Below are 10,699 nucleotides of genomic sequence, written 5' to 3' on the forward strand. Positions count from 1 at the left end.
GCGCTGCTTTTCTCAAATCAGCCATGATTCCTCCTTGCTGCCAGTCGCAACCATTTTTTATCAACCAGGCTAGCGGTATATCCGAGCAGTGTTGGTATTTCGGATGGCTTCGGCTCAGGCTTACGCTTACGACGATTTGATACTCTGTAGATGTGTCCGTTCATGACACGAATAAGCGGTGTAGCCATTACGCCTCCTGCTTGTCACGGAGCAGCTGGAACTCGCAGCTCTGCGGAATAGTCAGGTGGCAGCCAATATTCACCGCCCAGGCTTCAACCTTACACAGGAAGACATACATCTCTCCGGTATCAAGATCGGAGGTATGGCGTAACGACTGGATAGTGGTGATATCACCGGTTACGACATCAACCAGGTCTTTGGTTTCATAACCGAGATATGTGTGTTTGAGAGCATCTTTTACCCAAGCTGGAGTGGCGAACGTTTTACCCCTGTTGATGAGGTATTCACTGATTTCGCTGTACCACATGTGGCTGAGTGCATTCTGGGAAAGACTGCGTTTCTCACGCCACGGTTTAAGCACCATGCGAAAGCATTTGCCCTCCTCCAGATAAGGCTGGATCTGCCGACCGATAGCGGTGAAGTTACCGCGATGTAATTTGATGCCATCTTGTGGGAGATTCACGCTTCACCTCCGCAGAGGTCAAACGCTGGATGCAAAAAATCGCAGGTGCATCTCTGCATCTGTGAAGGGAGAAGAGAGTTTGGATTGTATGTGCGCATAAACGTCCCCGTTTAGCGCAGAAGTCACCGGAGTTGTTCAGGCTCCGATGACATGATTATGGCAAAATGATTATGTAAAATCAAAAGCCAAAAAACAATTATGGTTTATTTTCTAGCTCTGATTTTTTGAAAGCTTCTATCAGACGATTAGCATCTTCTGTACCACCAGGAAGCACGTTTGATTTTTTAAGAATATACGGTGGGAACTTTGTGGTTAAATATTCATGCTTAAACCATCTACGAAACTCTGACAATGCAGAATCAGGATAGGCATTAATGATCTGAGGATTGGAACTTGCCTGAAGAAAATCTTCAGGGTAATAATGCTCACAGTCTACTCTTTCTCCAAATTCTGTTGCTAACCCCTTTGCTTTCCAGTGACGCGCCCAGCAAGAACCAACACTGCCATCAGGTACGGTATGCTGATTAATCGCTAATCCAGCATTGATGAGATCTACCATCATACCTGCAATTTCATTAAATATAATGAAATACCCATCAGGTATGGTTCCCTTATCTTTTAATAAAGATACTCTGTCATGGTAATGCCTCCACGGGTCCTCCGGTTGATATTTTAGCGCCTCGTATATAAATGTCTTGAGGCCTTTTTTAGCAAGCTCTCTGTAAGATCTAATTGCAGTCTCACTTTCTGCTTGTTTTGCTTCAAAGGCATAGTATTCAAGTATAGCCATGCATACAACATCTGGATAAGCATGGTACTCAACACCATTTCGAATTATTGGTATATAAAGTTTTTCATCTGTAAAACCTTCATTAAGAAGATATGTACCAATAAAAGTCATTCTTCCTTTTTTGAAAATACCGTTCTCAACAGATTGAGCCCACTCATCGGTAATTTCCTTGATTCGCAAACGCTGAACACCACAAACATTTGCCAACCCATTCTGAGTAAGGTACGGAATTCCGTTATCGAGTACCCCCATTTCTATACCGTTAATGACAGCCTCTTGCTTAACATCTAAGTCTAAAGGTATGGATCTGAGGGAGGTAGTTCTCTGTTGTGCCATTTTTGATCCTATCAATTTGAATTCATTGAAAAAATTAGGTATTCCCTATGCATTAGAACACTCATCATAGTAACCCCACTCGTTTGTGAAAAAAACTAATTTCACAATCAGTTAACTCTCAAAATAACTGATATTCATACTCTCGCTATCCCATATATAGACATCCTTGTTTTAATACAACACTCATGGCTGGCGGCTATACTCCTAACAGATTTGACGCAAATACGGCAATACTCGACTCCACTTATCATCCTGCCACGGCTGAAGTTTTACATGTGCCGTTTCTCGGACGAGGATTGCTCGCGCTCTGTTGAGTATCTGGGGATATTCTTGCTCGATGGAAGTGAAGTGACCAGCTTCACCATGCTCCGCATCCTGAAGAAGATGAGTAACGTTCTGGTAGGCAATTAACATCACATTCCCTGCTCGCCATAACCAGGCGAGTGTGCAAAGTTCGTTATCAGTGAATTGTTTTGTGATTGGGGATTGTTGAACTGCTAGAACGAGAACGCCAGCATCCATTGGCAGTCCCTATAGTAAAACCATAGCTCAGGACGCTTCGTTCAGGATAGATAATTTTATTGTACTTACCTAACTTTCTTACTATAGCACGGTTGAAAAAGTGATTATTACTCAAAAATAAACCTCACCATCAACCATATATTTGAGAGTACTTATCGCCTGCTGGGCGGATATTGTTTTCATTAAAGGATAGTGTTTAAAAACAATGCCATTCATAAAATAGATATCACAGGTTTTATTATCTGTATTGATTATGATTTTTTCGAATGTTTTATAGGCAAGTGTACGACATAGCTCTCGCCCATTTTTACTGGTTAAGTCAATAGCATGAAAATCACCAAGTGAGCTCACCGCTTTACTCTTCAAAGTTTTTAATGATACAGAAGCCCTTCGTAATTCCTTATCTAATACTCTGATTTTTTCTGCTATAGCGGTAACTTCAGGCGCAACAGATAATGCAGCAATTAAATTATTAATTTTCATCTGGAGCTCAATAATTTTCAACTCTAAAGTTTCATTAGCATCTTTCTTGTTTTCAACTGGTTGGATTTTACTACAATTAAAAAGCAACTCATTAATGATATTATAATCAACCAAATCTCTCTTTATTGATGGCCTGTCACATCGATGCAGTCTTCTCATCGGACAAACATAATAGCCATGCAAACTTCCAGATACCGCATGAACAATCATGGTATTACCACAAGCCTCGCACTTCATAACTGTTCGAAGTAGATTTATCAACATAGGATTTTTGCTACTATTGCTAATACCAAAAGGTGCCAACCGAATTTCCTGCACAGCGTAAAACAAATCATCTGATATGACTCTGGGATAATAGCCAGCGATTTCACTTATTCCTTTACCTCTTGCACGATATGAAGGTACGCATATACCTATCAGAGCTTTATTCGCTAATAATTTTTCAATTACAGAAGGTCCCCATGCACTTTCTTTTCCTGAGAAATTCTTTACAGCATGATCATTTAAATACTTGGCTATTGCATTCAATGAGCGCCTTTCCATCCTGAGTTTAAAAATTAGCTCAATAGTTTTCACCCTGTCGGGGTCTGGAACAAAAGCCGTTCTTTTGTCATCTAAGGAGAGCCATCTCGGACAAGACGCCGTCATAATCGTGCCTGACTCCAGTGCATCCTGCCGTTTTTTCTTCCATGATAATTTAACCCGACTTGACTTTATCTCGCTTTCTTCATTTGCCCTTTGTGCTATAAGTATGGCTTTTATTAATGAATATGGATCATTCAAAGAGTCAATATTATAGACTGTATTATCGCAAAGAGTTATAACATCAATACCGTGATTCAAAATCAATTTCAGACGCTCAATCGCTTCACCGACTTTTTCTCTTGAAAGTCTGTCCAGACTTTCAACTAACAATGTAGTTCCTGGCAATATATAACCATGCTCTATAGCATCTAAAAATTCCGAAAAAGCTCCTGATTGTGCATGCTTTCCTTTGAATGCACTTAATCCTAAATCTTCATATGTTATGGTATCAAGATAATAATCACTATTTACCTTTAACCATTCAGCAATAAGTCTTCTCTGTCGGTTTAATGAGTCGCCAGACATCTGACCTGGTGATGAAAATCGCATATATGCTATGGCTTTTTTCATGGTGACACCTGCTAACGTATGCTTTTATAAACCTTAGTGGTGAGATATAATTTTTGTTTAATTTTTATTTAAAAAGACAATTAAGATCACATTATCTTGAATATACAACAATAATCGTATTGCAATTTTCTTACGCCATAATCTTGAAAGCACAAATGAATACATAAAAAATAAAGACATTAACAAAAAGCATAAAACGAGGCTCATATAAATATAAGAGCCTCCATATTTTAGTCGTTTAGAAACAAATTATTTTTAATGTGGTGTGCTTCGTGACAATAAATTAATAACCAACACACCGGCACAAATCAACATCATGCCTATAATGGCTGGCAGGTCCAGCCGTTGGCCGAAAAATCCCCATGACAGTAAGCTAATCAGGACAATACCGACTCCTGACCAGATAGCATAAGCAATCCCTGTAGGAATATAAGCCAGCGTCTGAGCTAATAACCAGAATGATGCACAATAACAAATAATTGTACCAACAGATGGCCATAACCGTGTAAAACCTTCTGAAAACTTCATTAAGGTTGTACCAATGACCTCTGCAAGTATTGCACCACCAAGATAAATATAAGGGTTCATAGCATATTCTTTCCTGTTCAAACTGGAGAGAATTGTACTACAGTTTGAAATCAACTCACCTGTTTCATCATTGTGTACCCATTGATGTTCTTTTATATACCCTCAATAAGCGTTTCATCGCGGCACTCTGGCGACACTCCTTAAAAATCAGATTCGTGCTCACCTTTCCTTCCCGTTCTTCTCTGGTAGCGAACCGGTAATACACCGTTCGCCAGACCTTACCATCAACGACCAGGATTCCTGCCCGCGCCATTTTAGCCGCAGCCTGATTTATGCTGGTTACGGTTGCGCCTGTTACCGCGGCAACGTCCTGTGCACAGAAGCTCTTATGCGTCCCCAGGTAATGAATAATTGCCTCTTTGCCCGTCATACACTTGCTCCTTTCAGTCCGAACTTAGCTTTAATTTCTGCGATCTTCGCCAGAGCCTGTGCACGATTTAGAGGTCTACCGCCCATAACAGGAAGTTGTTTTACTGGTTCAGGGATCGCCTCACCACGGTTAATTCGCGCGGTCATACAAGTCAGTTCATCGGCAGCCTTGCGCCGTAATTCCGTATCAGTAAGCGCATTGGCCCGCATATTCTGGTACAGGCTAGTAACCAGCCAGTAGTGCGCGTTTGATTTCCACGGATAAGACTCTGCATCCGGATACAGGCCACGCTTCCGGCAATACTCGTAAACCATATCAACCAGCTCGCTGGCGTTTGGCAGTCCGGCAATAACGGATGCTTCTTCACGGCACCATGCAACAAACTGCCCGGGTGATGGCAGGAATGGTCGATTCTGCCGACGGGCTACGCGCATTCCTGCGTTAACCTGTTCCATTGTGGTGATCCCGTTTTCCCGGAAAGCCAGAACCCACTGGCGGCGGATTTCGTTCAGTTCGTTCTGGTCCCGGTTAGCCAGGCTCGCCGGGAAAGTTGCCAGTAACTGGCTGAACACACCATTGATGATCTGCGCTACCTGCTGTACCTGAGGCTTTTCGTCGTACTGTTCCGGCATGTTGTTGGCGATCCGACGCATCTGCTCACGGTCAAAGTTAATCATCTGTGCGGCGATGTTTTTCATAAATCCACCCCGTAAATCCAGTCTGTGTTTGTCAGGTCGAGTTTTGGTTTGCTAGCTGTCACGCCTGCCTGTTGCTTGTTACGGTTGATTTCGAGTTGGGTCCACTTGTCGCGGAGTTTGGCCGGACTTAGCACGTTACCGGACCAGAAGTTGTCCTGGCATGCCCAGCGGAACAGCACGCACATGTCGCGGTGGTTACGTCCGTCACGTTCACGCATCAGGCGGATATCGTTAGCCCACCCTGCAAAATTCGGTTTTCTGGCTGATGGCGCGATGGTCTTCACCATGTCAAACATCCACTCTGCGGCGGTCAGGTCTTCTGCTGTCCCCCACCTGCTGCCGCTCTGAATTGCAGCATCTGGTTTCTCCACAGGAAGGTCGTTTTCTGGCTGGTCAGAGGATTCGCCAGAATTCTCGGACGAAAAAGGTTTTATATTGTCTTTTGTTAGTTTGTCTTTTGTGTTTACCTGATTCGGGTAAACGTCTTTACCTGATTTGGGTAAACTTTTTTTACCTGATTCAGGTAAATTTACCTCTTTCAGGTAAACTTTATTTTTCTTACCTGATTCGGGTAATGTTGACCATTCACTGACCACATTATTAATGCCGATATTCCGCCCGCTCTGAATAAAAATCCCACGCTTTACCAGAACACTTTTTGCAGCAGAACACTTGTGCGGCAATATCCCGGTCAACTCGGAAAGTTGCTCGTTGCTCACCCAATCCAGTTTTTTATTAAAGCCATATGTTTTGCGCATGACAGCCAGGAAGACCAGAAGCTGGTGCTGTGTTAATCCGGCCAGCATTACAGCTTCCAGCAACTCATTTGCAATGCGCGTATAACCATCATCGAGATCTGCCACGCGCGGCTCCTTTTGTGCCGCATCCGGCACTGGAAAATTGAATATCTCAGCAGTGTTTGCCATAATTCCTCCCGCAATGAGTGTGTTACGATTTGCACCTGAAAGTCGGTTCTGTTCCCGCAGACCGACTTTCGCCATTTTTGAACCTGTCATATTGCCCCCAGCATGGTGGTGACCATCGCCATCAATGGACCAGCCAGATCCGGGTCCACTCGAAACATCGACACAATGCCTTCACTCATCTCCTTCAGTTTCTGGTGGCGTGGTGCGTTGAGAATGACCGCCTGCTTTGCCTCACTGAGTTCCTTTTCCATTTCAGCCAGCCGAGCCATGAAGCTATCCTGCTCAACCAGGTGGCCGCGATATTCCAGCGGTAGTACCGCCAGAATTGCCGGGGTCAGTTCACGCACGTTATTTCGGTATTTTTCAGAATCGAATTTGTTATCGAGGAAGCGGAACAGCTTCTGGCGTGCACGACTGACATCATCAGGAAAATCGATGGTGCCGCCGCCCTGTGCTCGATACTCATTCACAATGAGTGCGGCAACTACATCCTGATTATCTTCAGCAGACCAGGCGCGGACGGCATCACGAATTTTTTCGTGGCCTGGCACCTGTTTTATTTGAGAACGATTTATCACCGCAGTCGGGCTAAATCCGCTAGTCTGTTGGTATGTAAGTGGTTGCATAATCATCGCCTTATCAGTTAACGCCGCAGATTAGGCGGCAGAATTACTCGCGTTAAACAATGGTGCGAGGTCGGGACGAATATCTGCTGGCTTAATCTTTCCACCAGTGGCTGAGACAATTTTCATTACATAGCGGGCATCAATTCCGCCACCGTGTAGCCAACGCCAAACAGTGGGCTGGGCTACACCGCATAGATCTGCCAGTCGTTTTTGACTACCTGTAATACTGATTGCGAGTTGAATGGTTTGATTTGTCATTATCAATTCCTATTGGTATTACAATGAATGAATAATAGCAATGCGTATTAACCATGGCAATAGCAAAACGTGTTTTGACCATCAATACGCAAGCGTATAAATTAAAACTTATGAAAAAAGAAACTCTTGCTGATCGCTTAAACCTAGCGATGGAACAATCTGGGATGTCTCAAGGCGCTCTTGCAAAGGCGTCTGGCGTAGCTCAACCCACAATCTGGAGACTGACAAGCGGCAACGCGCGCGGCTCAACAAAAATTGTTGAAATAGCTAATGCATTGGGTGTTCGAACAGAGTGGCTCTCATCAGGCATAGGCCCGATGAGAAATGACGGTCAACAATCAGGGAAGCCTACTGTCAACCATTCCAAATACTTCAAGATTGACGTTCTTGATATAGAAGTGAGTGCCGGGCCGGGAGTCATCAACCGTGAGTTTGTAGAAGTCCTACGCTCGGTTGAGTACTCGTTTGACGATGCTCGTCACATGTTCGATGGCAGGAAGGCGGAAAATATCCGCATCATTAACGTGCGTGGTGACAGCATGTCAGGAACGATCGAACCAGGTGATCTGCTGTTCGTTGATATCACGGTTAAATCTTTCGACGGTGATGGCATCTATGCGTTTCTGTACGACGACACCGCCCATGTAAAGCGCCTGCAAATGATGAAGGATAAGCTGCTGGTTATCTCTGATAACAAGAGCTACTCACCGTGGGACCCGATCGAGAAAGACGAGATGAACCGGGTGTTCATCTTCGGTAAGGTTATTGGGAGCATGCCCCAGACGTACAGGAAACATGGATAATCAGTACTGTGCTGATGAGTCGTTTAGGGGATAGTAAATTTAATTAGAATTAGACGAGAGCGATTTATGGATTGTGACGCTTTACAGGATATAAAAATCTCTCTTAGGTATGACGGAAAAGATGCTTTAAATCATGAAATAGATTTGAACTGCCTAGGAGAATCCCTAAAGGGTTTTTCTAAAGTTCTCTCAACAGCAGCTTCTTTCTCTGTTACACAAAAATATAGTAAATACATTAATTATCAGGAAGTTAAGGTTTACGCACGCGAAGCAAAAGCTAACTGCTTTACTCTTGAAGCAGTTCTTAACTTCGCCACTCAGAACCAGTTGTTCTCGGGGATCGCCGCAACTATACTTGGCGCAATACTACAATATATTTTTGCGAGAAATTCTAACAAGAAAGATGAAATGAAAGCTTTGCAGCAGTCACTTGAAAAGGCCATAGAGGCACTAGGAAACAAGGATGCTGGAACCATTGATAAGTTGATCTCTTTGATTGACCGAATGGCTGTAGAGCTTCGCCCCTCTGTAAGGCAGGCAGTATCACCTATTGGTAATACTTGCGATCAGATAAGTGTTGCAACAAATGTTGACGGCTGCCTTCTAAAAGTTAATGAGAGAGATAAAGCTGAAATTGATAGGCTTGATGATGATGAAGTTCTCGGTCTTCGTGAGTATCGTGCTTTTCTTACAGAATTTGATGCACAAAATATGACAGCTAAAATAATTTTAGATGGTGATGACTCAAAAAAGAGAATCACTGCTGAAATTAGCGATCCAGCTGCAGGAAAGAAGAATAACCCGTATATTAGAGCTCTTAGTGCATATATATCAACCAAAGGTGATCCATCTGCAGTATTCACTATAACCGCAAAGGCTACTGTTAAAAAAGGCCAGATAAACAGGTTATTTATTGTAGATGCGAAATGATTTCCCCGGCCGTCGTGCCGGGTTTTCTTTTGCCTCCCCTCATCACACACCGTTCAAAAAACCACCATAACCCCCGCTTCAGTTATCGCTATGCGATGCAAGTCACAAAATTAATTCCTTTTGCTATCAAACAGTTAATATCAAAATGCATCAATCAATAGCAATAAGTATTGATATCACTAATAGCAATAGCTATTATCACCATGTCGCAACAACACAACGATACGGCAACCACCTGATTCGCCGTTGCGATGACCGCTTAGATCCGCAGCTTGAATTTCAGCAGGCTCCGGGGAGTGCGAGGGGTGAAGCGGACGCGTTAACGTCGGTGTGACCAGCTGAAATCAACTCAACACTTCATACCTCAGTCGCTTCAACGAGGCGGCTTAGTTATGACAACTGGCGGCCATCCACCGCCTGAATACGCGCAGAAGTCTCTATATGTTCAGCAGCCCAGCTTACGGGCAGGAGTTTTTATGGTTCATCAACATTACGGAACTCAGACCGTTAATCGCGGTGCCGTCCGGCCAGGTATGCTGGTTAAACACAAAGATGGTACCTGGACGGCATCAGCTAATTTGCGCGGTCGGCTTTACTTGCATCGCGGCATCGAACGAACGTACACAAAAGATTTGCTCGTGGAGGTTTACCTGAATGGTACTGGCGGTGGTCTGAGCCACTAACTACTCACTTGTTTGGGCCGTGTGGAGCCAAAGCAAATTCAAGGTTGTAGATACTCCCATCAGGGGCTTTGAAATCAACCTCAAACCGAGATGGCGGATTGAATGGATCGAGTACATTTTCTGCTACGCATGTAGATCTCCAATTGATATGGCCTTTGCCAAGCGAGCGAGATTCCCACCAAGCTCTCCAGGTCTGGTCTTGCGGTTGATCACTCCCCTTTTCCCTTACATACCAATGATTCTTTTTCGACTGCTTACCCATTTCTGCGGTTGGGTACATCGGAGAAGACTTTAACTTATCAATCAGCATTCTAGACACCTTATTTATCAGATTTTGAGCAAGACATAGTGTGATCCAACATTTTGATTAATCAAGCGAGTTCATTCAAACAACTATGCAGTTAACGCACTGTCTGGATCCGCACATCAAAATTTCAGGAGTTTATCCATGAACGCTTATTACATTCAGGATCGTCTTGAGGCTCAGAGCTGGGCGCGTCACTACCAGCAGATCGCCCGTGAAGAGAAAGAGGCAGAACTGGCAGACGACATGGAAAAAGGCCTGCCCCAGCACCTGTTTGAATCGCTATGCATCGATCATTTGCAACGCCACGGGGCCAGCAAAAAAGCCATTACCCGTGCGTTTGATGACGATGTTGAGTTTCAGGAGCGCATGGCAGAACACATCCGGTACATGGTTGAAACCATTGCTCACCACCAGGTTGATATTGATTCAGAGGTATAAAACGGATGAGTACAGCACTCGCAACGCTGGCTGGGAAGCTGGCTGAACGTGTCGGCATGGATTCTGTCGACCCACAGGAACTGATCACCACTCTTCGCCAGACGGCATTTAAAGGTGATGCCAGCGATGCGCAGTTCATCGCA

19 protein-coding genes and 1 pseudogene are annotated in these 10,699 nt (G+C 44.0%); 6 read left to right on the forward strand and 14 right to left on the reverse strand.

Annotation, left to right across the window (positions count from 1 at the left end; genetic code table 11):
• Window positions 1-17: 17 nt before the first annotated feature.
• The 13 genes from ACJHXB_RS24205 to ACJHXB_RS24265 all read right to left on the reverse strand — a co-directional run bounded on the left by ACJHXB_RS24205 (window position 18) and on the right by ACJHXB_RS24265 (window position 7,395).
• Window positions 18-188 carry a NinE family protein gene (locus tag ACJHXB_RS24205; protein ID WP_000224919.1) on the reverse strand — a complete coding sequence of 57 codons (171 nt, stop codon included), beginning with the start codon at window positions 186-188 and terminating at the stop codon, window positions 18-20.
• On the reverse strand, window positions 188-643 hold the full coding sequence (gene ybcN / locus ACJHXB_RS24210) for a DNA base-flipping protein YbcN (RefSeq protein ID WP_001053033.1): 456 nt from the start codon (window positions 641-643) through the stop codon (window positions 188-190). Before ybcN ends, ACJHXB_RS24205 begins: the two co-directional genes overlap by 1 nt.
• On the reverse strand, window positions 640-741 hold the full coding sequence (locus ACJHXB_RS24215; RefSeq protein ID WP_001309322.1) for a hypothetical protein: 102 nt from the start codon (window positions 739-741) through the stop codon (window positions 640-642). The genes ybcN and ACJHXB_RS24215 overlap by 4 nt, the downstream gene beginning before the upstream one ends.
• A 98-nt stretch (window positions 742-839) precedes the next feature.
• On the reverse strand, window positions 840-1,769 hold the full coding sequence (locus ACJHXB_RS24220; RefSeq protein WP_000068668.1) for a hypothetical protein: 930 nt from the start codon (window positions 1,767-1,769) through the stop codon (window positions 840-842).
• Between the two features lie 204 nt (window positions 1,770-1,973).
• Window positions 1,974-2,291, reverse strand: a complete 318-nt coding sequence (locus tag ACJHXB_RS24225) for a P22AR C-terminal domain-containing protein (protein ID WP_001567061.1) — start codon at window positions 2,289-2,291, stop codon at window positions 1,974-1,976.
• 111 nt (window positions 2,292-2,402) lie between these two features.
• Window positions 2,403-3,929, reverse strand: a complete 1,527-nt coding sequence (locus ACJHXB_RS24230; RefSeq protein ID WP_000709069.1) for a recombinase family protein — start codon at window positions 3,927-3,929, stop codon at window positions 2,403-2,405.
• A gap of 57 nt (window positions 3,930-3,986) precedes the next feature.
• A complete protein-coding gene (gene ylcJ, locus ACJHXB_RS24235) occupies window positions 3,987-4,136 on the reverse strand; it encodes a protein YlcJ (RefSeq protein WP_032161670.1) in 150 nt (49 codons plus the stop codon).
• 48 nt (window positions 4,137-4,184) lie between these two features.
• On the reverse strand, window positions 4,185-4,517 hold the full coding sequence (emrE, locus tag ACJHXB_RS24240; protein WP_001070442.1) for a multidrug efflux SMR transporter EmrE: 333 nt from the start codon (window positions 4,515-4,517) through the stop codon (window positions 4,185-4,187).
• A 67-nt stretch (window positions 4,518-4,584) separates the two neighbouring features.
• On the reverse strand, window positions 4,585-4,887 hold the full coding sequence (locus ACJHXB_RS24245) for a protein ren (RefSeq protein ID WP_000145912.1): 303 nt from the start codon (window positions 4,885-4,887) through the stop codon (window positions 4,585-4,587).
• Entirely contained in the window at window positions 4,884-5,585 is a 702-nt protein-coding gene (locus ACJHXB_RS24250; protein ID WP_001588483.1) for a replication protein P, read from the reverse strand. Before ACJHXB_RS24250 ends, ACJHXB_RS24245 begins: the two co-directional genes overlap by 4 nt.
• A complete protein-coding gene (locus tag ACJHXB_RS24255; protein ID WP_077764625.1) occupies window positions 5,582-6,601 on the reverse strand; it encodes a replication protein in 1,020 nt (339 codons plus the stop codon). Before ACJHXB_RS24255 ends, ACJHXB_RS24250 begins: the two co-directional genes overlap by 4 nt.
• Complete coding sequence (locus ACJHXB_RS24260) at window positions 6,598-7,137, reverse strand: toxin YdaT domain-containing protein (protein WP_001566184.1); 540 nt, start codon at window positions 7,135-7,137, stop codon at window positions 6,598-6,600. Before ACJHXB_RS24260 ends, ACJHXB_RS24255 begins: the two co-directional genes overlap by 4 nt.
• Window positions 7,138-7,167: 30 nt before the next feature.
• Window positions 7,168-7,395 carry a helix-turn-helix domain-containing protein gene (locus tag ACJHXB_RS24265; protein WP_000184665.1) on the reverse strand — a complete coding sequence of 76 codons (228 nt, stop codon included), beginning with the start codon at window positions 7,393-7,395 and terminating at the stop codon, window positions 7,168-7,170.
• A 110-nt stretch (window positions 7,396-7,505) separates the two neighbouring features.
• On the opposite strand from ACJHXB_RS24265, the gene ACJHXB_RS24270 reads away from it, so the two are divergent.
• The 4 genes from ACJHXB_RS24270 (at window position 7,506) to ACJHXB_RS24285 (ending at window position 9,811) form a co-directional block, all read left to right on the forward strand.
• The gene (locus ACJHXB_RS24270; protein ID WP_024185289.1) at window positions 7,506-8,198 is read left to right on the forward strand and encodes an XRE family transcriptional regulator; all 693 of its coding nucleotides are present in this window, start codon (window positions 7,506-7,508) and stop codon (window positions 8,196-8,198) included.
• A gap of 66 nt (window positions 8,199-8,264) precedes the next feature.
• On the forward strand, window positions 8,265-9,128 hold the full coding sequence (locus ACJHXB_RS24275) for a hypothetical protein (protein WP_000340376.1): 864 nt from the start codon (window positions 8,265-8,267) through the stop codon (window positions 9,126-9,128).
• 145 nt (window positions 9,129-9,273) lie between these two features.
• Window positions 9,274-9,462 carry a hypothetical protein gene (locus tag ACJHXB_RS24280; protein WP_100228279.1) on the forward strand — a complete coding sequence of 63 codons (189 nt, stop codon included), beginning with the start codon at window positions 9,274-9,276 and terminating at the stop codon, window positions 9,460-9,462.
• 142 nt (window positions 9,463-9,604) lie between these two features.
• Window positions 9,605-9,811, forward strand: coding sequence for a hypothetical protein (locus ACJHXB_RS24285; protein ID WP_000233584.1), 207 nt, complete (start codon window positions 9,605-9,607; stop codon window positions 9,809-9,811).
• A gap of 4 nt (window positions 9,812-9,815) precedes the next feature.
• On the opposite strand, the gene ACJHXB_RS24290 is transcribed toward ACJHXB_RS24285, so the two are convergent.
• Window positions 9,816-10,121, reverse strand: coding sequence for a hypothetical protein (locus ACJHXB_RS24290; RefSeq protein WP_000904075.1), 306 nt, complete (start codon window positions 10,119-10,121; stop codon window positions 9,816-9,818).
• 138 nt (window positions 10,122-10,259) lie between these two features.
• On the opposite strand from ACJHXB_RS24290, the gene ACJHXB_RS24295 reads away from it, so the two are divergent.
• Both ACJHXB_RS24295 and ACJHXB_RS24300 read left to right on the forward strand, forming a co-directional pair.
• Window positions 10,260-10,556 carry a host-nuclease inhibitor Gam family protein gene (locus ACJHXB_RS24295; RefSeq protein WP_000995439.1) on the forward strand — a complete coding sequence of 99 codons (297 nt, stop codon included), beginning with the start codon at window positions 10,260-10,262 and terminating at the stop codon, window positions 10,554-10,556.
• A 5-nt stretch (window positions 10,557-10,561) separates the two neighbouring features.
• Window positions 10,562-10,699, forward strand: a pseudogene (locus ACJHXB_RS24300) (phage recombination protein Bet); the annotation flags it as partial.

The organism is Escherichia sp. WS3227_2, assembly GCF_046486495.1.
GTDB classification, from domain to species: domain Bacteria; phylum Pseudomonadota; class Gammaproteobacteria; order Enterobacterales; family Enterobacteriaceae; genus Escherichia; species Escherichia coli.